The organism is Brevundimonas sp. T2-11, assembly GCF_055397675.1.
This window is the reverse complement of the sequence record NZ_AP027920.1, coordinates 2749771-2771257: the sequence shown is the minus strand read 5'-3', so window position 1 is coordinate 2771257 and position 21487 is coordinate 2749771. Positions and strand designations below refer to the sequence as shown.

General features: G+C 67.1%; 22 protein-coding genes and 1 tRNA gene. 6 read left to right on the top strand and 17 right to left on the bottom strand.

Annotated features, from left to right (window positions below):
• Positions 1-56: 56 nt before the first annotated feature.
• Positions 57-767: a PAQR family membrane homeostasis protein TrhA gene (gene trhA, locus ACZ5XO_RS13595; protein ID WP_464162892.1), complete on the bottom strand. Its 711-nt coding sequence runs from the start codon at positions 765-767 to the stop codon at positions 57-59.
• Between the two features lie 149 nt (positions 768-916).
• Here trhA and ACZ5XO_RS13590 point away from each other — a divergent pair, with 149 nt between their 5' ends.
• A complete protein-coding gene (locus ACZ5XO_RS13590) occupies positions 917-2089 on the top strand; it encodes an acetyl-CoA C-acetyltransferase (protein WP_464162890.1) in 1173 nt (390 codons plus the stop codon).
• 78 nt (positions 2090-2167) lie between these two features.
• Here the strand turns inward: ACZ5XO_RS13590 and ACZ5XO_RS13585 are convergent, their stop codons facing one another.
• The 4 genes from ACZ5XO_RS13585 to argB form a co-directional block, all read right to left on the bottom strand.
• A complete protein-coding gene (locus ACZ5XO_RS13585) occupies positions 2168-4363 on the bottom strand; it encodes a S8 family peptidase (RefSeq protein WP_464162888.1) in 2196 nt (731 codons plus the stop codon).
• A 193-nt stretch (positions 4364-4556) separates the two neighbouring features.
• Complete coding sequence (gene dapD / locus ACZ5XO_RS13580; protein ID WP_464162886.1) at positions 4557-5426, bottom strand: 2,3,4,5-tetrahydropyridine-2,6-dicarboxylate N-succinyltransferase; 870 nt, start codon at positions 5424-5426, stop codon at positions 4557-4559.
• The gene (locus tag ACZ5XO_RS13575) at positions 5423-6133 is read right to left on the bottom strand and encodes a pyrimidine 5'-nucleotidase (RefSeq protein WP_464162885.1); all 711 of its coding nucleotides are present in this window, start codon (positions 6131-6133) and stop codon (positions 5423-5425) included. The genes dapD and ACZ5XO_RS13575 overlap by 4 nt, the downstream gene beginning before the upstream one ends.
• Positions 6130-7059 (bottom strand): acetylglutamate kinase, encoded by a 930-nt coding sequence (gene argB / locus ACZ5XO_RS13570; protein ID WP_313102387.1) that lies wholly within the window; start codon positions 7057-7059, stop codon positions 6130-6132. Before argB ends, ACZ5XO_RS13575 begins: the two co-directional genes overlap by 4 nt.
• A 128-nt stretch (positions 7060-7187) precedes the next feature.
• Between argB and ACZ5XO_RS13565 the strand changes: the two genes are divergently transcribed.
• The 3 genes from ACZ5XO_RS13565 to ACZ5XO_RS13555 all read left to right on the top strand — a co-directional run bounded on the left by ACZ5XO_RS13565 (position 7188) and on the right by ACZ5XO_RS13555 (position 12217).
• Positions 7188-9395: an AGE family epimerase/isomerase gene (locus ACZ5XO_RS13565; RefSeq protein ID WP_464162883.1), complete on the top strand. Its 2208-nt coding sequence runs from the start codon at positions 7188-7190 to the stop codon at positions 9393-9395.
• Positions 9396-9562: 167 nt separating this feature from the next.
• Positions 9563-10723, top strand: coding sequence for an outer membrane beta-barrel protein (locus ACZ5XO_RS13560; protein WP_464162882.1), 1161 nt, complete (start codon positions 9563-9565; stop codon positions 10721-10723).
• 174 nt (positions 10724-10897) lie between these two features.
• Positions 10898-12217, top strand: a complete 1320-nt coding sequence (locus ACZ5XO_RS13555; protein WP_464162880.1) for a UDP-glucose dehydrogenase family protein — start codon at positions 10898-10900, stop codon at positions 12215-12217.
• 69 nt (positions 12218-12286) lie between these two features.
• Here the strand turns inward: ACZ5XO_RS13555 and ACZ5XO_RS13550 are convergent, their stop codons facing one another.
• Positions 12287-12961, bottom strand: a complete 675-nt coding sequence (locus ACZ5XO_RS13550) for a YiaD family glycine zipper/OmpA-like lipoprotein (RefSeq protein ID WP_464162879.1) — start codon at positions 12959-12961, stop codon at positions 12287-12289.
• A 205-nt stretch (positions 12962-13166) separates the two neighbouring features.
• On the opposite strand from ACZ5XO_RS13550, the gene ACZ5XO_RS13545 reads away from it, so the two are divergent.
• Both ACZ5XO_RS13545 and ACZ5XO_RS13540 read left to right on the top strand, forming a co-directional pair.
• The gene (locus tag ACZ5XO_RS13545) at positions 13167-13586 is read left to right on the top strand and encodes an Hsp20 family protein (protein ID WP_464162878.1); all 420 of its coding nucleotides are present in this window, start codon (positions 13167-13169) and stop codon (positions 13584-13586) included.
• 61 nt (positions 13587-13647) lie between these two features.
• On the top strand, positions 13648-13902 hold the full coding sequence (locus ACZ5XO_RS13540) for a DUF1150 family protein (protein ID WP_464162877.1): 255 nt from the start codon (positions 13648-13650) through the stop codon (positions 13900-13902).
• A gap of 31 nt (positions 13903-13933) precedes the next feature.
• On the opposite strand, the gene ACZ5XO_RS13535 is transcribed toward ACZ5XO_RS13540, so the two are convergent.
• From ACZ5XO_RS13535 to rplU, 11 genes are all read right to left on the bottom strand, one after another.
• Positions 13934-14398, bottom strand: coding sequence for a PTS sugar transporter subunit IIA (locus ACZ5XO_RS13535; RefSeq protein ID WP_464162876.1), 465 nt, complete (start codon positions 14396-14398; stop codon positions 13934-13936).
• 78 nt (positions 14399-14476) lie between these two features.
• On the bottom strand, positions 14477-15124 hold the full coding sequence (gene hpf / locus ACZ5XO_RS13530) for a ribosome hibernation-promoting factor, HPF/YfiA family (RefSeq protein ID WP_464162875.1): 648 nt from the start codon (positions 15122-15124) through the stop codon (positions 14477-14479).
• Positions 15125-15200: 76 nt separating this feature from the next.
• A complete protein-coding gene (rpoN, locus tag ACZ5XO_RS13525; RefSeq protein ID WP_464162874.1) occupies positions 15201-16715 on the bottom strand; it encodes an RNA polymerase factor sigma-54 in 1515 nt (504 codons plus the stop codon).
• Between the two features lie 109 nt (positions 16716-16824).
• The gene (gene lptB / locus ACZ5XO_RS13520) at positions 16825-17622 is read right to left on the bottom strand and encodes an LPS export ABC transporter ATP-binding protein (RefSeq protein ID WP_464162873.1); all 798 of its coding nucleotides are present in this window, start codon (positions 17620-17622) and stop codon (positions 16825-16827) included.
• A gap of 6 nt (positions 17623-17628) precedes the next feature.
• On the bottom strand, positions 17629-18111 hold the full coding sequence (locus ACZ5XO_RS13515) for an LptA/OstA family protein (protein ID WP_464162872.1): 483 nt from the start codon (positions 18109-18111) through the stop codon (positions 17629-17631).
• A complete protein-coding gene (gene lptC, locus ACZ5XO_RS13510) occupies positions 18108-18770 on the bottom strand; it encodes an LPS export ABC transporter periplasmic protein LptC (protein WP_464162871.1) in 663 nt (220 codons plus the stop codon). Before lptC ends, ACZ5XO_RS13515 begins: the two co-directional genes overlap by 4 nt.
• Before the next feature lie 8 nt (positions 18771-18778).
• The gene (locus ACZ5XO_RS13505; protein ID WP_400542033.1) at positions 18779-19393 is read right to left on the bottom strand and encodes a ribonuclease D; all 615 of its coding nucleotides are present in this window, start codon (positions 19391-19393) and stop codon (positions 18779-18781) included.
• 158 nt (positions 19394-19551) lie between these two features.
• A tRNA-Leu gene (locus ACZ5XO_RS13500) sits at positions 19552-19638 on the bottom strand.
• 124 nt (positions 19639-19762) lie between these two features.
• The gene (locus ACZ5XO_RS13495) at positions 19763-20296 is read right to left on the bottom strand and encodes a GNAT family N-acetyltransferase (RefSeq protein WP_464162869.1); all 534 of its coding nucleotides are present in this window, start codon (positions 20294-20296) and stop codon (positions 19763-19765) included.
• A 172-nt stretch (positions 20297-20468) separates the two neighbouring features.
• A complete protein-coding gene (rpmA, locus tag ACZ5XO_RS13490) occupies positions 20469-20753 on the bottom strand; it encodes a 50S ribosomal protein L27 (protein ID WP_207823383.1) in 285 nt (94 codons plus the stop codon).
• 96 nt (positions 20754-20849) lie between these two features.
• Positions 20850-21329, bottom strand: a complete 480-nt coding sequence (gene rplU / locus ACZ5XO_RS13485) for a 50S ribosomal protein L21 (protein WP_464162868.1) — start codon at positions 21327-21329, stop codon at positions 20850-20852.
• Positions 21330-21487: the final 158 nt, after the last annotated feature.

Sequence of the window (21487 nt, the reverse complement as noted above, 5' to 3'; positions counted from 1 at the left end):
TTGCAACGCCGCACTATCACGCGTTGCGCGCGCGAAGGCCAGAGGGCGCCGTCAGGTCAGGCCGCGCCAGGCGCCAAGACCACCCCGATCAGGATGGCGACCCAGTGCACGCCGGCGCCGGCGACGACGAAGCCATGCCAGATGGCGCGGCGGAATTTCACCTTCTGGCTGATGAAGACGAAGACGCCCGAGGTGTAGATCAGGCCGCCGGCGACCAGCAGACCCAGGGCCAGGGGATGCACCGTCTCGATCATCGGTTTCAGCGCGAAGATCGCCACCCAGCCGAACAGGACGTAGACCGCGCTCCAGAAGACGTCGGAGATGCGCGGGGCGAACATCTTCACCGCCACGCCCGACAGGGCGATCAACCAGACTGTCAGGGTGAAGCCGATCGACCAGGCGCCTTCGAACCTCTGTGTGGTGAAGGGGGTGTAGCTGCCGGCGATCATCAGGAAGATGGCCGCCTCGTCCAGGCGTCGCAGCACGGGGCGGGCGGCGCAGGGATGGGTCTGGTTGTAGATGGTCGACGCCGTCAGCATGGCCAGCAGGCAGACGGCGTAGATGGCGGTCGCCACCACGGCGCTGATCCCGCTGTAGAGTCCGGCCAGCACCGCCAGGACGACGCCGCCGATGGCGGCCAGACCAAGACCGACGATATGGACCCACAGGTCGGCCAGCCGTTCGGCGCGCGACTGATAGTGCTCGATCATGTCGAGGTCGTCGGGCGTCCACACCCGTCTCGCCAAGGATTTCAGCCGCACCAGCATCACTCCTGAAAAGCGTTCGCCGTGGGGATCGTTCCCGTCAGATTGCGCCTGGATGATGACGAAGTGCTGAACTTCGCACTTGCGAGAGGTGACGCGGAGTGTGCAATGCGGCACAACCTCGATCAGAATTTCTCCCCGGAGTGAATATCATGACTGACGTAGTGATCGTTTCCGCCGCCCGGACCCCGGTCGGCTCCTTCCTCGGCGCCCTGTCGTCCCTGCCCGCCTCCAAGCTGGGCGAGGTCGCGATCAAGGCGGCGCTGGAGCGTGCGGGCGTGGCGCCGGCGGACGTCGACGAAGTCATCCTGGGCCAGGTGCTTCAGGCGGGCGCAGGGCAAGGCCCGGCGCGTCAGGCCGCCATTGGCGCCGGTCTGGCCAATGAAACCCCGGCCTGGAGCCTGAACCAGCTGTGCGGCTCGGGCCTGCGCGCCGTGGCCCTGGCCTATCAGCAGATCATGCAGGGCGATGCGAAGATCGTCGTCGCCGGCGGTCAGGAAAGCATGAGCCAGTCGCCGCATACGGCCCAGCTTCGCAACGGCCAGAAGATGGGCGAGCTGGCCTTCAAGGACAGCATGCTGCAGGACGGCCTGATTGACGCCTTCCACGGCTATCACATGGGTCAGACCGCCGAAAACATCGCCAACAAATGGTCCATCGACCGCGCGTCCCAGGACGCATTCGCCGTCGCCTCGCAGAACAAGGCCGAGGCCGCCCAAAAAGCCGGCAAGTTCGTCGATGAGATCGCCCCCGTGACCATCTCGACCCGCAAGGGCGACGTGGTCGTGGATCAGGACGAGTACATCCGCCACGGCGCCACCCTCGAGGCGATCGAGAAGCTGAAGCCCGCCTTCGTCAAGGACGGCACGGTGACCGCCGCCAACGCCTCGGGCATCAACGACGGCGCCGCCGCCCTGGTGCTGATGTCGGCAGATGAAGCCAAGGCGCGCGGGCTCGAGCCGCTGGCCCGCATCGCCTCTTGGGCCACGGCGGGCGTTGATCCGGCCATCATGGGCACCGGCCCGATCCCGGCCTCGAAGAAGGCGCTGGAGAAGGCGGGCTGGACCGTCGCCGACCTGGACCTGATCGAGTCCAACGAAGCCTTCGCCGCCCAGTCGCTGTGCGTGGTCAAGGAGCTGGGCCTCGACCCGGCCAAGGTCAACGTCAACGGCGGCGCCATCGCCATCGGCCACCCGGTCGGCGCCTCGGGCGCGCGCGTCCTGACCACCCTGCTGCACGAGATGAAGCGTTCGGGCGCCAAGAAGGGCCTGGCCACCCTGTGCATCGGCGGCGGCATGGGCGTCGCCCTGTGCGTCGAGCGCTAACCACCTCACGAGGGCAGGCTGAAAAGCAAAAGGCCGGCGGAGCGATCCGCCGGCCTTTCTCATGTCCCGGTCAGGTGATCAGAACCCGCGTCGCCAGCTGCCCAGCAGGGCGTAGCCGGTCGGGGCGCCCGCACGATGCTGCTCGTCGCGGCTGGCCACGGCCTCGAGTTGCAGCACCGACCCGCCGGGCAGGGGGTGCAGGCTGCGAACCGAAAAATCGATCTGACGCCCCGAGGGGCTGGCCGAGAAGCGGCGCTCCGAGAAGGTGACGGGATCGAAATACTCCAGCGGCGCGTCGGCCAGGAAGGCGCTGAAGGTCCCGCTCTCGATCCGCAACGGCTGGGAGATCTCCCAGGTCAGGCGACTGCAACCCAAGGCCCAGCTCGGACAGTCCGACTGCAAGGCCAGGCGCCAGGTCGAGCTGACGGCGGCGCTGGACAGGTTCAGGAACCGCCCTTCGATTTCAGTGCGGCCGAAGCCGGCCTCGCCGCTCAGAACCAGGCCGTGACCCAGAGACAGGTCGCCGCCGAAGGCCGCGAAGCGGGTGCGCGACGGCAGGGCGAAGTCCGAGCGCGTCGGCATATAGGCGCCCAGAGGTCCCATCTTCTCGTCCAGCGCCCCCATGCTGAAGGACAGGCCGCCGCGCGCGCCGCGCCAGTCCAGGGCGGCCCGAGCATATGACGACACGTCCTGCTCGACCGAACGCAGCGGGGCGCGGCGGTCGCCGGCGCCGGTCTCGGCGCTGAGGGTCAACGGACCGAAGCCGAGATCGCCGAGTTTCATGGCTCCGCGCACGGCGTGGTCGGCCTGGGCCAGGGCGGCGAAGCCGTCGCCCGAGCCGGTGCGGAAGGGCGAACGTGAACCGCCCTTGCCCTGCCAGGCGGCGAAGGACATGCGCCCGGCGGTGACGTCGAACAGGGCTTCCTGCTTGATCTCGTCGCCCAGCCAGGGAGCGTCGAAGGGGGTGTAGCGGTTCAGGATCGGTTCGGGCGTTTCGACCGGCGCGGCGGCGACCAGCGACAGGCGCGCCCCGCCGGGACCATCCATCGTCACCTGCGACTGTCGCATCGGCGTCGGATTTTCCGGCTGATAGCTGCGACGTGGCGCCATGCGCCAGGCCGCGCCCATGTCGATGCGGAACAGGCGTTGATAGTCGTCGTAGCCGATGGTCGACAGGGCGTCCGTGCCGCCGATGGCGTCGCCGAACGCGCCGCCGACATAGGCGCCGGGCTCAATGGCGACCTGGATCGAGCGCCCCGTCGCCATCGGCGAGCTTGTGGCGCCGACAGGCTGGAAGGCCTGGGCGATGTCCAGCAAGCCCCTGCCGTAGATCAGGTCGTTGCCTGCCTCGCCCGCGTCCCGCGCCGTGCGCAGCAGGATGTCGACCGCTTCCTTTCCGGTCAGGTTGGGGAAGGCTTCGAGCAGCAGGGCCAGGGCCCCCGCGACGGCGGGTGAAGCGAAGGAGGTGCCATTGGCGACCCAGCACGAGGCGCCCTCGCAGTCGGTGTAGATCTGAACGCCAGGCGCCGACAGGAAATAGGTCAGCGAGACGCCGGCCCGGTTCGAGAAGCTGGCGATCTGATTGTTGCTGTCATGGGCGCCGGTGACGATGATGCCGCCGCTGAAGCGGGGATCGCTGGCGTAGCGTCCGGGCCATTCAGGGCTGCCGCCGCCCTCGTTTCCGGCGGCGATGGCGAAGACGACGCCGGCGTTGACGGCGCGTTGCAGGGCGGCCTCGAATGCGGCGCCCAGCCGATCCTCGCCGCCCAACGACAGGTTTATGATCTTGGCGCCGTTGTTGACGGCGTAGTCGATGGCTCGCGCCAGGTCGGATCCGTAGAAGCAGGAATCCTCATCCGGATCGGAACAGTTGCTGACGTCCGCGCGGATCGACAGGATGGAGGAATTATAGGCGACCCCGACGGTGCCGTAGTCGTTGTAGGCGGCTGCGATGACCCCAGCCACGCTGGTGCCGTGCATGTCTGGCCCCTGGGGCTGGTTGCGTCCGCCGATGATGTCGGTTGATCGAGGCGAGATGTTCACCGCCAGGTCCTGGTGGTCCATCTTGATGCCGCTGTCGATCACGCCGACGGTGACGCCTTGTCCCGTGGCGCCGGCCTGCCAGGCCTTGATGGCGCCCGTGTTTCCGACCCCGTAGTTACGGCGGTATTCGCTCGAGGTGTCCGACGGCGGCGGACCGGGAGGCGGGGGCGGCGGAGGAGGAGGCGGCGGCGGCGGCGGTGGAGGCGGGGGTGGCGGCGGAGGCGTAACCACTCCGCCCGATCCACCTCCGCCCCCGCCGCACGCGGCGAGGGGGAAGGCCAGAAGGCTTAGAACGCCGAGTGAAACGGCAATGCTGCGAACACGATGACAAGCCACCGGAGTCTCCCCAAACCCAGGGCGCCATTAGGCCATGTTTCGTGACCTTGGCGAGCCTGTTTTCGAGCGTGGCCGGAGCAAATTCGTCCTAGTCGCGCAGCAGTTCGTTGACCCCGGTCTTGGCGCGGGTCTGGGCGTCGACGCGCTTGACGATGACGGCGCAGTACAGGCTCGGGCCGCCGTTCGGGTCGGGCAGGGCGCCCGGCACCACGACCGAATAGGCCGGAACCTCGCCGCGGAAGATCTCGCCGGTGGCGCGGTCGACGATCTTGGTCGAACCCGACAGATAGACGCCCATGGCCAGGACCGCGCCTTCGCGGACGATAACGCCCTCGGCCACCTCGGCGCGGGCGCCGATGAAGCAGCCGTCCTCGATGATGGTCGGGTTGGCCTGCAGCGGCTCCAGCACGCCGCCGATGCCGGCGCCGCCCGACAGGTGGACGTTCTTGCCGATCTGGGCGCAGGAGCCGACCGTGGCCCAGGCGTCGACCATCGAGCCCTCATCGACGAAGGCGCCGATGTTCACGAAGGAGGGCATCAGCACGACGTTCTTGGCCACGTGCGCGCCGCGGCGGACGACGGCGCCCGGCACCGAACGGAAGCCGGCCGCCTGATAGTCGGCGGCGCTCCAGTCGCCGAACTTGTTGGGCACCTTGTCCCAGAAGGGGCCGACGGCGACCGGGTGATCCGCCGACAGCGGCAGGGTCGGGGCGTGACCCGCGCGCATGATGACGTTGTCGTTCAGACGGAAGGACAGCAGCACCGCCTTCTTCAGCCACTGGTGCGTGGTCCAGACACCGTCCTCGCCGCGCGAGGCGACGCGGGCCTGACCGGAATCCAGCAGGGCCAGGGCGGTGTCGACGGCGTCGCGCACCTCGCCGCGCGTGGCGGCCGAGACCTCGGCGCGGGCTTCCCAGGCGGCCTCGATCACGGATTCCAGATGGGTCAGGTCGGTCATTGCGGATCTCCGTCCAGCATGGCGGTGGTCAGGAAGGGGCCGACGCTGGCGGCCCGGTGTTGGATGTGCGCGCCCTCGGCCGTGCAGGCCTTGGGGCCGACCAGAACCGTGGTCATGCCGATGGCGTGCGCCGGCTCCAGGTTCTTGGGCGTGTCCTCGAAGAAGCAGGCGGTGGTCGGATCGACGCCGAACCGGCCCAGCATCTTCTGGAAGGTGCGCGGGTCCGGCTTGGGGATCAGGTCGGCGTCTTCCAGGGCGAAGACCCCGTCGAAGAAGCGCGTCAGCTCCAGCTTTTCCATCACGCGCCGGGCGTGGCCGATCGAGCCGTTGGTGAAGATGAGGCGGGGGCCGCTCAGGCGCTCCAGCGCCGCGTGAAGACCGGGATCGGGCGTCAGCACGTCCAGCGGCACGTCGTGGACCTCGGCCAGGAAGTCATGCGGGTCGATCTCGTAGTGCATCATGAGACCGGCAAGGGAGGTGCCGTAGTCGTGCAGATAGCCACGCTGCACCGCCAGGGCCTCGGCGGATTCCAGCCCCGAGGTGCGCACCACATAGTGGTTGATGCGCTGTTCGACCTGCCGCAGGAACTTGGTCTCCGGCGGGTAGAGGGTGTTGTCGAGGTCGAACACCCAGGACCGGACATGACGCAGGTCGGCGCCGATCTCGGTGCCCGCGGTCAGCGACGATGCGGTCGCCTCTGCCGTCACTTCGCCTTCACCAGGGTGCCGGCGCCGAACTCGGTGAACAGCTCGACCAGCATGGCGTGGGGACGTCGGCCGTCCAGAATGACCACGGCCTCGACGCCCGCGCGGACGGCGGCCATGGCCGTCTCCAGCTTGGGGATCATGCCGCCGTTGGCGACGCCGGTGTCGATCAGGCCTTGCGCCTCTTCCAGGTTCATCTGGCGGATGATCTCGCCGTCCGCGCCCTTCACGCCGGGCACGTCGGTCAGCAGCAGCATTCGCTTGGCGCCCAGCGACCCGGCGACGGCGCCCGCCACCGTGTCGGCGTTGACGTTGTAGGTCATGCCGTCCTCGGCCACGCCGATAGGAGCGATGACCGGCACCCAGTCCTCGGTCTCCGAGGCGATCAGGCCCTTGATCAGCTTGGGATCGACCTTGGTCGGCTCGCCGACGAAGCCCAGATCGACTTCGTGCTCGATCATGCTGTCGGGGTCGCGCTTGGTGCGTTTGGTCTTCTCGACCGTCAGCAGGCCGGCGTCCTTGCCCGACAGGCCGACGCCGCGCACGTCGGCTTCCTTGCCGGCGACGGTGATCCAGTGGGCGATCTCTTTGTTCACGGCGCCGGACAGGACCATCTCGGCCACCTGCATGGTGTCCTTGTCCGTCACGCGCAGGCCGTCGACGAAGGCCGATTTGACGCCCGCCTTGTCCAGCATGGCGCTGATCTGCGGACCGCCGCCGTGGACGACCACGGGGTTCACGCCCATCAGTTTCAGCAGCACCACGTCGGCGGCGAACTGTTTCGCCACGGCGCTCTCGCCCATGGCGTGGCCGCCGTATTTGATGACCACGGTCTCGCGGTCATAAACCTGGATATAGGGCAGGGCCTCGGCGAGCGTCTTCGCCGTTTCCCAGCTGCGTTCCTCGGATTGCCGTTCAGTCTCTTTCATAATGGCCGCTCGATAGCGATGAAGGGGGCGTGAGTCACGATCTACCTCTGTCCAGGGTTTTGAAATCTCCCGGCGATTGTCGCCAAAACAGGCCTTTCAATCGCGACGAAGTCGGTTATCCAAGCGTCATGGCTCTCTATCCGGTGATCATGTGCGGCGGCGCCGGCACGCGTCTTTGGCCGGTTTCGCGCCCTTCGCGTCCCAAGCAATTCATGTCCCTGGGCGGCGATCATTCGCTGTTTCAGGAGGCGGTGCTGCGGGCGAACCCGCTGACGACCGATGGCGGATGCGTCATCGTGGTCGGCGGCGTGGACCACAAGGCGTGGATTCTGGACCAGCTGGAGCAGATCAATGTTCACGCCCAGGTGCTGCTGGAGCCCGAGGCGCGCGATTCCGCGGCGGCCATGGCGGCTGCGGCGGTCTGGACCCATGGACGCGATCCTGCGGGCGTGAACGCCTTCATCGCCTCCGATCACCATATCCCGGACCATGCCGGGTTCCGTGCGGCGGTTCTCAAGGCGGTCGAGGCCGCGCGCGAGGCCCGCATCGTCACCTTGGGCGTCACCCCGAACGAGCCCTCTTCGGCCTATGGCTACATCGCGCCGACAGGCCGGGGCCTGTCCCCCATCGCGGCCTTCGTCGAGAAGCCGGATACGGAACGGGCGCTTCAATACATTCGCGACGGCTATCTCTGGAACAGCGGCAACTTCATCGTTTCTTCCCGGGTTCTGCTGGCGGAGCTGAAGGCGCACGCGCCAGAGATCGAAAGCGCGGTCCGTCGCTCGATGAACGCCCTGGGACGCGGCAACGTCGGCGTGCTGGGCGAAGCCTTCCGGCAGGCGCCCAAGGTCTCCATCGATTACGCCCTGATGGAGAAGACGTCCCTGGCGTCGGTTCTGGAGGTGGACTTCAACTGGTCGGATCTCGGCGCCTGGGACGCCATCGCCGCCAGCGGGCAGGGCGAGGCGGGCGAACTGATCCTTGAGGATGTCGACGGCTGTCTGACGCGGGCGGCCGACGGCATGCTGATCGCCGCCGTCGGCGTCAGCAATCTGGCGATCATAGCCGAGCCCGATGCGGTGCTGGTCTGTGATCTGAGCCGGTCGCAGGACGTCAAGAAGGTGGTGGAGCGCATCCGGCTGTCGTCGCCTCAGCACGCCGACTTCGCCCGGCGTGCGCACGAGCCGATCGACGCGGACGCCAGGCGCCTTCGAGACTGGCTGCAGCGTCGGGCCTTGCCGATCTGGTCGACGTTGGGACAGCGCGAGGACGGCGCCTTCGTCGAGCGTCTGGCTCTGGACGGGCGGCGATCGTCGGCGCCGCGTCGCGCACGGGTCCAGGCACGACAGATCTATGTCTACGCCCAGGCTGGCCTGCTGGGCTGGCAGGGGCCGTGGGCGCGCGCCGTCCGGTCGGGCCTCGCCAGTCTGGAAACGGATTTTCTGCGCGAGGACGGGTTGATGCGCACCCTGCTGGACGGGGACGATCGCCCTCTGGACGAGGCCGCCATGGTCTATGATCAGGCCTTTTACCTTCTGGCTCTGGCCACGGCGTTGAAGGCGGGGGCGCTGGACCGCTCGGCGGCGGTGTCGCGCGGTGCGGCCGTCTGCGCCGCTCTGGAAACCCGATCGGCTCAGAACGGGGCGTTCCATGAGGCGGGAGACTTCCCGTTCCAGTCCAATGCCCACATGCATCTTCTCGAGGCCGCCCTGGCCTGGGAAGAGGTCAGCGATGATCCCGAATGGGCGGCTCTGGCGGATCGGGTGGCCAATCTGGCGCGCACGATCTTCATCGATCCGGCCACGGGGCGGTTGGGTGAGCTGCTGGACCAGACCTGGAAACTGGAAGGCGGCGAGCGGGTCGAGCCGGGCCACCAGTTCGAATGGGCCTGGCTGCTGGCGCGCCATGCGCGTCTTCGTGCCGACGAGGAGCAGATGGAGGTCGCTCGCCGTCTCTATGTCTCGGGTCGTGACGGCATCAGCCAGCGACATGACGTCGCCATCGACGCCCTGAACGGCGATGGTTCCGTGCGTGTCAGCCAGGCTCGTCTCTGGCCGCAGACGGAATGGCTGAAGGCGGCGTTGATCATGGCTGGAGAAGCCGCAGAGCCTGCTCGTACAGCCTACATGAATGACGCCTCGGCGGCCTTGAGGGCCTTGTGGTTATATTTGACCCCGGATGGTCTCTGGCGAGACAAGAAGCTGCCGAACGGCAGTTTCGTCGATGAAGAAGCGCCCGCCAGTTCTCTGTATCATGTTGTTTCAGCCTTCTCGGAGCTGGCCGTCTTTTCTCATCTGCTTGGCGAGGATTGGGATCCCCGGGCGACATTGGGTTAACAAAAACGCCTTGCGGGTTAAGTTTGTGTAGCCTCGGGGCCACGGTGTTGTTGCAACCCTTGGTATTGGCGGCGTTTGCGGCTCGACCCCTCACGGCAACGCTGATAAGGGTTGGATAGGCGACATCTCTGTCGTCTTCGCATAACTGATCTCGGAGGGCCGCTTATATGCGCGTCAAGAGTTTGATCCTGGCATCCAGCGCGGCGGCGGCTCTGGCCCTGTCGGCGGGCGCCGCGTCGGCTGAGCCGGATGGTTGGTACGGCGCGATTGACGCCGGTTACCACATCATCGACGACATCAACGCTGAATCGTCCACGACCGGCGCGAACTGGAACTGGGAAGTGAACGACGGCTGGGCGGCTTTCGCTCGCCTCGGCTACCGCTTCAACCCGAACTGGCGCGTTGAGCTCGAGGGCGGTTACCGCTCGGGCGACATCGGCACCGTGCGCGCCGTTTCGGGCACGCAGGGCCTGTGCAACCTGACGCCGGCCACCGGTCCTTGCCACTCGCCGGAAGGCGACATCGAGTCGACCACCCTGATGGCCAACGTCATCTATGACTTCGGCTCGCCGGAATGGACCCTGCGTCCCTTCGTCGGCCTGGGCGTCGGCGTGAACCGCGTCAACACCGACACCGTCGGTCGTCTGCGCGCCACCCCGGGCGTGACCTTCACCGCCGACGACAGCTCGACCAAGTTCGCCGCTCAGGCGATCGCGGGTCTGGCCTGGGCCGTTTCGGACCGCGCCAACATCGACCTGACCTACCGCTATCTGACCGGCGACGCCGCGTTTGATTCGTCGGTGGCCGGCACGGGCGCCATTCCGTTCGGCGAATGGTCGGGCGACTATGACCAGTCGCACACCGTGACCCTGGGTCTGCGTTACGCCTTCGGCGCCGAGCCGGTCGCTCCCCCGCCGCCGCCTCCGCCCCCGCCGCCCCCGCCGCCGCCCCCGCCGCCCCCGCCGCCGCCTCCGCCGCCTCCGGCCAAGCCGGCTGCGCGTCAGTTCGTGGTCTACTTCGACTGGGATCGCTCGGACCTGACGGCTGAGGCCCGTTCGGTGGTCACGCAGGCCGCCAACTACGCCAAGTCGGGCGCTCCGACCCGCGTCCTGATCGTCGGCTACACCGACACCTCGGGTTCGCCGGCCTACAACCTGGGTCTGTCCAACCGTCGTTCGCGCACCGTCGCCGACGCCCTGGTCGCCCAAGGCGTCAACGGCGGCGTCATCGCCCTCGACGGCAAGGGTGAAACCAACCTGGCCAAGCCGACGGCCGACGGCGTGCGCGAGCCGCTCAACCGTCGCGCCACCATCGACATCAACTTCTAAGGCTCTGAGGGACCGGCCAAAACCGGTCCCGATGACCTCGATGGTCGATAAGATTGAGGGCGGTCGATCCATTCGGGTCGGCCGCCCTTTTTCTTTGCCCGGGGGCGACCGGTTGACTGGCGAATGTCATGCTTGGACGTTATCTCGGCCTGACTGCATCAAGAGGATGAGCGCATGCGCGTGGCAATGATCGGCACCGGCTACGTCGGGCTTGTTTCAGGGGCCTGTTTCGCCGACTTCGGCCACGTCGTGACCTGCGTCGACAAGGACGTCGCCAAGATCGACCAGTTGAACGCCGGGCGGATGCCGATCTATGAGCCGGGCCTTGAGGATCTGGTCGCGGCCAATGTGCGCGACGGCCGCCTGTCCTTCGCCCTGGACGGCGCCGAGGCGATCCGCTCGGCCGACGCCGTCTTCATCGCCGTGGGCACGCCCTCGCGCCGCGGCGATGGTCATGCCGACCTGTCCTATGTCTATGCCGCCGCCGAAGAGATCGCCGACCTGATCGAGGGCTTCACCGTGGTGGTGACCAAGTCGACGGTCCCGGTCGGCACCGGCGACGAGATCGAGCGCATCATCCGCGCCCGCCGCCCTGACGCCGATTTCGCTGTGGTCTCAAACCCCGAATTCCTGCGTGAAGGCGCCGCCATCGGCGATTTCAAGCGCCCTGATCGTGTCGTGGTCGGGCTCGAGGATGAGCGCGCGCGTCCGGTCATGGCCGAGCTCTATCGCCCCCTCAACCTGAACGAGACGCCGATCCTGTTCACCGGCCGTCGCACCTCGGAACTGACCAAGTACGCCGCCAACGCCTTCCTGGCGCTGAAGATCACCTTCATCAACGAGATGGCCGACCTGTGCGAGAGCCTGGGGGCCGACGTGCAGCAGGTGGCCCGCGGCATTGGCCTGGACAACCGGATCGGAGGCAAGTTCCTGCACGCCGGACCGGGCTATGGCGGTTCCTGCTTCCCCAAGGACACCCTGGCCCTGGTGAGAACTGCGACCGACGCCGGTTCGCCCCTGCGCCTGATCGAGACCACGGTCGAGGTCAATGATGCGCGCAAGAAGGCGATGGCCGACCGCGTCGCGGCCGCCCTGGGCGGCGCGGACCTGAAGGGCAAGACCGTCGCCCTGCTGGGCCTGACGTTCAAGCCGAACACCGACGACATGCGCGACGCCCCGTCGCTGGACGTGGCTCCGGCTCTGATCGCCATGGGCGCGACGGTCCAGGCCTTCGATCCCGAAGGCATGCATGAAGCCGCCAAGCTGCTGGACGGCGTGATCTTCCGCGAGGGGCCCTATGACGCGGTCGAGGGCGCCGACGTGGTGGTCATCCTGACCGAATGGGATCAGTTCCGCGCCCTGGACCTGGACCGCGTCAAGCTGCTGCTGAAGCAGCCGGTCATGGTCGATCTGCGCAACGTCTATCGCCCCGATGACATGAAGGCGCGTGGCTTCCGCTACACCTCCATCGGCCGGCCTGACAGCGCCCGCTAGTCGCGCGACGGAAAGCAAGAAGGGCGGCGCCGAAGCGCCGCCCTTTGTCGTTTCGGCAATGTCGCCGGATCAGCCCGTGAACGGACGGATCAGGATCTCGACGCGGCGGTTCTTGGCCTTGCCGTCGACCGTGGTGTTGTCGGCGATCGGGTTGCGCGAGCTGTTGCCGGCGACATAGAGGCGTTCGCGGATGACGCCGCGGTCGATCAGGTATGAGGCGACCGACGAAGCGCGGCGCTCCGACAGCGGCTGGTTGATGGCGTCGCCGCCCGACGAGTCGGTGTGGCCGATGACGTCGACCATCGAGCGATCATACTCCTGAAGCACGCGGGCCACGTCGTCGAGGACCGGCAGGAAGCGGCTGTCGAGGTTCGACTGGTTGGTGGCGAAGGTCACGTCGGACGGCATGCGCAGAACCAGGTTGTCGCCCTGACGCGCCACGCCGACGCCGGTGCCGGACAGTTCGGCCTCCAGCGCGCGTTGTTGACGGTCCATATACTGGCCGACGCCCGCGCCGGCCAGGGCGCCGATGCCGGCGCCGATCAGAGCGTTCTTGCGACCCTGTTCGCCATTGGAGGTGTTGGTCAGATAGCCCAGCAGGGCGCCGCCCAGGGCGCCGGCGATGGCGCCGGTGCCGGTGTTGTTGCGGTTCGGGGTCGAGCTGTAGGGATCGGTCGTGGTGCAGGCGGCGGCGCCGAGCATGGCGGCGATGCTGACGCTGGCGACGATGAGCTTGGCGCGCATGGGATGTCCTCTTGCGGTGGAACGGTCAGGCCGAAAAACGTGGCCCTACAGTGAAGGTTCCAACCTGTATGTCACGTGAACGCTCGCCTCGGCCAGCGGTGCGGTTGACCCCGCAGCCGCCTATAACCATTTGTTGCAAACGACCGCGCGTCCTTGCCGCTTCAGGGAGGACGCGGACGGTCGGGTCGCTTGTTTGCGAGGACCGATGACGACACGCACCATCCTGTTCGACAGCCCCTTCCTGCTGGGCTTCGACCACACTCGGGCCCTGATCGATCGTGCGGCCAAGGCGGCGGCGGAAAGCTACCCTCCCTATAATGTGGAACAGCGCGGCGAGGCGGCGGTGCGCATCAGCCTGGCGGTGGCCGGGTTCGCGCCCGAGGAACTGGCCATCACCCTGGAAGGCCGCCAACTGACCATAGCGGGCAAGCGCGACGACACCGGCAAGGGCGAGCAAGCCTTCCTGCACCGTGGCATCGCGGCGCGAGGATTTGTCCGCAGTTTCGTGCTCGCGGACGGCCTGGAAGTCGCCGAGGCGCGGTTGGAGCATGGCCTGTTGCATGTCGATCTGATCCGCCCGGAGCAAGAGCGTCAGATCCGGCGCATTCCCATCACGACGGGCTGAAACACGGCCGTCGAACCGCCCGGCTTGCCGGGCGTTCAGTCAAGCGTAAGGAGGCGGTCTTATGACGCCGATGATGAACAAGACGGATTTCGCGGGCCTGGGCGCGCCTGACCTGGTCTATGTGCGCGCGATCCGCGCCTCGGACCTGATGGAAGACGCCCATGTCGAGATCGGCTCGGGCATCGACATCAACCCCGATCAGATTCTCTACGCCGTCCATGGCGCCGATGGCGAACGCCTGGCCGTCATGCTGGATCGGGAAACAGCTTTCGCCGCCGCCGCGGCTCATGAATTGGAGCCGGTTTCGGTTCATTGATCCGTGACCGGGCGCGCCGGACCGCCCTGTCTCAGGCGGCGGTCGCCGGCGCGTCCTTGACGAACAGGGCGCGAACAGCATCGACCGTACGCGCCTGACGCAGGTGCTCGCGCAGTTCCGGCGAACGCATGGCGCGCGAAACGGCGGCCAGGGCGCGCAGGTGTTCGGCGCCTGCGTTCAGCGGGGCGAACAGAGCGAACATCAGATCAACCGGGCGGTCGTCCAGCGACTCATAGGCCACGGGCGATTCCAGGCGAACGAAGACGGCGCAAACCCGATCCAGGCCCTTGATCCGGGCGTGCGGAACCGCGACGCCCGAACCCAGTCCGGTGGACCCCAGAGCCTCACGTTCCAGAAGGGCTTCAAGAGCGCGATCCTCATCGAGCCCGAGAGCCGACGCCGCGGCCTCGGCCACGGTGTGCAGCGCCTGACGTTTGGATGAAACAGCGCCCCGCAGGACGATTCCGTCCGACGACAGCAAATCAGCGATGTCCATAATCACCCCGAACCTTGGTACCCGACATTGCGGAAGGGCGAGGCGTCTTCTAGCGCCTTCGCCCCCCGCGGGGAAGTCTTAGGACTTGGCCCCGTTTGTCGTCTTGAGCGTCCGTTCCGGATCGATCCAGCCGACATTGCCGTCGGGCCGCCGATAGACCACGGACAGGCCGCCGTGGGCGGCGTTGCGGAACATGACCAGCGGATAGCCGGTCATGTCCAGTTCCAGCACGGCGCGCCCCACAGTGATGGTGCGAATCTCCGCTTCGGTTTCGGCGATGACCATGCCGACCGGCGGCGGCTCGTCCGGGGCCCCGGCGTCGCCAAAGGCATCGTCCTCGACCGTGTCGGGGTTGCGGAAGACGGTGAGGGCGGCGACCTCGCGCGCCGCGTCCTCGGTCTTCTCGGGCGACAGGCCCTTGGGACCGATGTGGTGATCCTTCAGGCGGCGCTTGTAACGACGAACGCGCTTCTCGAGCTTGTCCAGGCTGTCCGCGAAGGCGCCCTGGGCGTCGCCGCCGAAACCGGTCGTCACCAGGCTCTGGCCCGAAGCCAGGCGAACCCAGCAATCGACACGGAAGCCGTGGCGGTCCTTGGACACCACGACCTCGGCGTTCTCGCCGCCACGGGCGAAATACTTGCCGACTCCCTCTTCGAGTTCCTGGGAGATGCGCGAGCTTAGCGCTTCGCCGACATCCACTTGCTTGCCGCTGACTTGGATCTGCATAGGCATAGAACGCGACGGGTCGCGTTTGGTGTCAACGCCGATCACCGATTTGTGGTGACGCTTCGCCGCAGCGTGATCAACCGGCCTTCAGCAGGCGTCGGCGCTGAACAGAGGACGGAATTCTAAGGGCTTCCCGGTATTTCGCCACGGTCCGTCGCGCGATGTCGATCCCGGTTTCATTGAGGATTTCGACGATCCGGTCGTCGCTCAGCACGTCGCCGTCGACGGCTTCGTTGTCGATCATCGCCTTGATCCGGTGACGGACGGCTTCGGCCGAGTGAGACGCGCCGCCGTCCGACGACTGAATCGCGGCGGTGAAGAAGAATTTCAGCTCGAAGACCCCGCGCGGTGTGGCCACGTATTTGTTCGAGGTGACGCGGCTGACGGTCGATTCGTGCATGCCGATGGCGTCCGCCACGGTCTTCAGGTTCAGGGGGCGCAGGAACTCGACGCCGAAGGCCAGGAAGGCGTCCTGCTGGCGCACGATTTCGGACGCCACCTTCAGTATGGTCTTGGCTCTCTGGTCCAGGGACTTGACCAGCCAACTGGCCTGGGCGGCGCATTCGGCGACATAGGCCTTTTCGGTCTCTGATCGCGCGCCCGCCGCGACCACGCCGTGATAGCGCTTGTCCATCAGCAGGCGGGGCAGGGTCTCGCTGTTCAGTTCCACGCGCCAGCCGCCGGCCGGATCGGGGCGGACATGGACGTCGGGCACGACCGTCTGGGCCGGCTCGCCGCCGAAGCCGGCGCCGGGGCGCGGCGTCAGGGCCTTCAGCTCGGCGATCATGTCGCTCAGGTCGTCGGCGTCGACGCCGCAAACCTTGCGCAGGGCGGGCAGGTCGCGGCGCGCCAGAAGCTCCAGATTGTCCAGCAGGGCTTCCATCGCCGGATCGAAGCGATTGCGTTCGATCAACTGCAGTTTCAGGCACTCGGGCGCCGAGCGGGCCATGACTCCCGTCGGCTCGAAGCCGTGGCAGACGGCCAGGACCGCCTCGATCCGTTCCAGATCGACGCCCAGTCGGTCGGCGACCTCCTGAAGTTCGCCGCGCAGATAGCCGCCCTCGTCGGTGGCGTCGATCAGGGTCAGGGCGATGGCGTGGTCTGCGGCGCTGAAGCCGGCCGAGGAGGCCTGGGCCTGCAGATGCTCCCACAGGGTCAGGTCTCGGGTGTCGGGACGTTCCACATCATCGCCGTCCAGGCCCCCGCCGCCGCCCGCGCGGGACCAGTCGGACAGGCCGGGTTGTTCGCCTGCTTCGCCCGCATCCCGCTTGCGCTCGGCGTCGCGTTCGCCGGGTGCGTCGTCGTAAAGGTCCTCGGTGCGCGCATCCATCGCGCGTTCAGCCTCGCCGGAGGGTTCGGTGAACTGCAGCTCCGCGGCGTCGCCCGAGGCGGCGGCCTCGGCAGGCTCGGCAGGCGCGTCTCCGCCCGGTTCGCCCTCGTCGCGTTGCAGCAGGGGGTTCCGTTCCAGCTCGCCCTCGACAAAGGCTTCCAGCTCGAGATTCGACAGTTGCAGCAGCTTGATCGCCTGCTGCAGCTGGGGCGTGATGACCAGCCCCTGACCCTGTCTGACCTCCAGCCTCTGACCGATCACGGCGTTTCAATCCCTCCGGCGGGCGCGATTGGCCCGGTTCTTGCTGGGATCGTGCGGCAGAGACCTTAACGTCTGGCGAACGGGGCGTTCGTCAGAGGGACGCAACGCGTCAGGCGTACATCTCGCCCAGATAGACGCGGCGCACCTCGGCGTCGTGGACGGCTTCGTCCGCCGTGCCCTCGAACAGGACCGAACCGGCCGAGATGATCGAGACGCGGTCGATGATGTCCAGGGTCTCGCGGACGTTGTGGTCGGTGATCAGCACGCCGATGCCCTGGCTGGACAGGTAGCGGATCACGTGACGGATGTCGGCGATGGCCAGGGGGTCGATGCCGGCGAAGGGTTCGTCCAGCAACATGAAGCTGGGGCGGGCGGCCAGGGCGCGGGCGATCTCGACACGGCGACGCTCGCCGCCGGACAGGCCGGTGGCCGGGGCGTGGCGCAGGTGGTCGATGCGCAGCTCTTCCAGCAGGCGGGTCGTCTCGTCGCGGACGCCGGCGGCGGTCTTTTCGCGCAGTTCGACCACGGCCTTGATGTTCTGCTCGACCGTCATGCCGCGGAAGATGGAGGCTTCCTGCGCCAGATAGCCCAGGCCCATGCGCGCGCGCTGGTACATGGGCTGCTGGGTGATCTCCTCGCCGTCCAGCCAGATCGAGCCGCTGTCGGCCGGAATCAGGCCGGTGATCATGTAGAAGCAGGTGGTCTTGCCCGCCCCGTTGGGACCCAGCAAGCCGCAGACCTCTCCGCGCTGGACGGTCAGGGACACGTCCTTGACCACCTGGCGTTGGCCGAAGCTGCGCGCGATGTGCTCGACGCGCAGGCCGGTCTGGCGCGCGACCTCGACGGGCGGCGTGTCCTCGACGGCCGTCTGATCAAGGTTGAGGGCTGAAAGTTCCTTGCGCGCCAAGCGGGGTCAGTTCCCTTGAGGATAGAAGACGCCCTGGACGCGGCCATTGCCGCCTTCCATCCGGGCGCTCTCGGTGCGGACGTTATAGACGAGGCGGTTGCCGGTCAGGACGTTCTTGCCCTGGGTCAGGATGACGTCGCCCGTGACCACCACCTCGGCGTTGCCCAGGGTGTAGACGGCGCGATCGCCGCGCATGCTCTGGTCCGGAGTGACGAAGTAGACATTGCCCGTCGCCTCGACCCGGTTCAGCTCGCCATTGGCCGTGACCCCCGTGATCGCGTCGGCGCGCAGGCGATTGCCGCCTTGCGTCAATTCGGCCCGGCCGCGCAGGGCGAAGCCGTTGGGCGTGTATTCGCCGCCGTCGGCCCCGTACTGGACCGGTTGCTTCGAGGCGTCAGCGCGGCTTTGCGCTCCCGATGAAGCCGGGACCGTCAGGGCCAGCAGCAGGGCGGCGCCTGCGATCATGGTGTTCGACTTGGACATGGTCATCTGTCGGATCCTGCGGGGTTGATGGTCCCGCTCATCTTGTTGTCGCCCTGGCCGCTGAAGACGACCCGTTGGCCCTGATCATGGATGGCATAGGACGAAGCGTTTATGGTTCCAAGAGGGCCTTGCCCCTGAACGCCCTTGTCGCCGGTCACCACGCCGGTGTTGGTGTCGACCACGGCCTCGGGCGTGGTCAGGACGAAGCCGGAGCCGCCGTCGGAGATCTTGACGTTCGGGCCGATCACCACCTTGCGGCTGGCTTCGATATAGGTGCCGCCGTCCGCCGTCAGCTCTGTGGTCTTGCGGCCGCCCAGGTTCAGGCGGAGCAGGGGGCCGACCAGTCGGAAATGGCCCGTCGCCGGGTCGCGGATCGCGCCCTTGGCGCCGATGACGAAGGAACGACCCTGGGCGTCCTGGCCGTGGAACATGGGGTTGTCCAGGCGGATTTCGCGGCTTTCGCTGGCCTTGCGTTCGACCCCCGACATGACCGTGCGGAACACGGTCCAGGTCAGGGCCCCGCCCGCCAGCATCAGGATGACGATGGGCAGGACGCGGCGATACAGCTTGACCCGGCGTGAGCGCGCGCGCCAGCGCTCGCCCGCCTGGGCGACCCGGGCCTCGTCGGCGCGCTTGCGCGCTTCCTGGGCGTCGCGGTCGCTCATGCTCGTCCTCAGGCGTGGGCGAAGATGTCGATCTCGTCCCAACCGGCCAGGTCGAGACGCGAACGCGTGGGCAGGAAGTCGAAGCAGGCGCGGGCCAGCTCGGCGCGGCCTTCGCGCTCCAGCATGACGTCCAGTTTCGCCTTGATGGCGTGCAGGTAGAGGACGTCCGAGGCGGCGTAGTCCAACTGGGCCTGCGACAGGACCGGGGAACCCCAGTCCGAGCTCTGCTGGGCCTTGGACATGTCCACGCCGGCCAGTTCGCGCGCCACGTCCTTCAGGCCGTGACGGTCGGTGTAGGTGCGGGCCAGCTTGGAAGCGATCTTGGTGCAATAGACCGGGCGGGTCTCGACGCCGAGGTGCAGGTCGAACATGCCGATGTCGAAACGGCCGAAGTGGAACAGCTTCAGCACCTTGGGATCGGCCAGCAGGGCCTTCAGGTTGGGGCAGTCGTAGTCGGGACGGCTTAAGCGCACGACATGGGCGTCGCCGTTCCCCGAGGACAGCTGCACCACGCACAGCGGGTCGCGACGGAAGCGCAGGCCCATGGTCTCGGAATCGATCGCGACCTCGGGGCCGAGGTCGAGGCCGTCGGGCAGGTCGCCTTCGTGCAGGTAAACAGTCATGGGCAGAAACTCGGGTGGTCGTTCAGGGCGACAACATAGACGAACCGCACGCTATCGCTAGGACGCAGCGCCGACCTTCGCCGTTATCGATGATGAAGCAGGGGGCCGAAATGACAAACGGCGCCGCATCCTTCGGGATGCGACGCCGTTTGAGAATATGGTGCCCAGAAGAGGACTCGAACCTCCACGACCGTTAAGTCACTGGCACCTGAAGCCAGCGCGTCTACCAATTCCGCCATCTGGGCCCGGTGGGTCGCCCCGCCGAGGAGCGATCTAATAGGGGGGACCTTCGGGGCGGTCAACAGCCTTTTTTCCGATCTCTGAAAAAACTGCACTGTTGACCGAAATTCCCGTGAAATCAGCGTTCTATCAGGCCAGCCAGACCATCATCCGAGTGTCGGCGATCGCGCCGCGCGCCTGGCTGAAGGCGGGCCGGGTTTCACCCGTGTAGAGGAAGCCGGCCTTCTCCAGCACGCGGCCCGAGGCGGGATTGTCGGCGAAGTGACCGGCCACGAGGGCGCGGCGCTTCCAGCGCTTGGACGCCCAGACCAGGGCGCCTTCCAGGGCTTCGGTTGCAAAGCCCCGGCCCCAGAATTCACGGCCGATCCAGTAGCCGGCCTCGGGCACGGCGTCCTCGCCCTCGAACAGGCCGATGACGCCGACCGGCCCCAGGTCCTCGTGCTCGATGACGAAGGTGTTGGCCCGCTTCGGGTCCTGGGCGGCGACGTGCAGGACGAAGTCCTCGGCGTCCTGCACCTGGAAGGGATGGGGCATGCGCTTGGTCATGCGCGCGATGTCGCGGTCGTTGGCCAGGGCGGCGATGCGGGTCACGTCCTGGGCGCCGGGCGCACGCAGGATGAGGCGCCGGGTTTCGACGACGGGAGAGGTTTCAATCACGCACATGGGTCACGCCCCTTTGGTGCGACCGCCGTCCTTGTTCATCAGGGCTCGGGCGGTCAGCGAGGCGGGGAAACGCAAACGGGGAGCCTGGTGATCCAGACTCCCCGCGGAAAATTTCCCTGGTCCGGATCGCGGCTTCTTGAGCAACGCGATCCCGGATTTTGTCCAGTTCGCGTTACTCGGCGGCCATGGCCTGAGCGTCGTCGTTGGCCGCGAGAATCGACACGTAACAACGACCGCCACGTTTGGTGGTGAATTTCACCGAGCCGTTCACGGTGGCGAACAGGGTGTGGTCGCGGCCCAGGCCGACGTTGTCGCCCGGGTGGAAGGTGGTGCCGCGCTGACGCACGAGGATGTTGCCGGCCAGAACCTTCTCGCCGCCGTACTTCTTCACGCCAAGGCGCTTCGACTCGGAGTCGCGACCGTTACGCGACGAACCACCGGATTTCTTGTGAGCCATCTTGCTGCTCCTCTTCCTTGGTGCGCTACCGCCCTTGCGGGCTGCTTGAGCGCGACCTTCGTCCTGCTAGGCGCTGCGACAGCGCCGGTGAATATCTTAGGCTTCGGCGCCTTCAGCCTTGGCGGCTTTCTTGGCGGGGGCCTTCTTGGCCTTCGGAGCCTCGGCTTCGACAGCTTCAACGCGCGGGGCCAGGCCACGGGCGCGAGCGTTGATCTCAGCCTTGGTGATCAGTTCGACCTTGCCGTCCCACTTGGCCTTCTCGCCGGCGCCTTCGATGCCGGTGATGCGCAGGACCGATTCCATCTGGCGGTGGCCGTTCGTGCGGCGGTAGCCTTGGCGACGGATCTTCTTGAAGATCTTGATCTTCTCGCCCTTGCGGGTCTCGATCAGCGTGGCTGCGACAGCGGCGCCGTCGACCAGCGGAGCGCCGACCGTAACACCCTTGTCGCCGCCCAGCATGAGGACTTCACCGAAATTGACGGCAGCGCCAGCGTCGCCGTCGAGTTTCTCGACAACAATCACATCGCCCGGTTGAACCCGGTACTGCTTTCCGCCGGTCTTGATCACCGCGTACATTTGGAAGCCTCAGCGTGAACGCAAAAAAGAATGCGCCCGCTAGGAGACCCTGCGGGCGAAGAGCGGCGACATATACGGAAGGGCGCGCCAGAGTCAACGTGCCGGGGGTGAAAACCCCGTCCGCAGGCTGAAAACCTCGGACAAGCTATCCCGGGCCT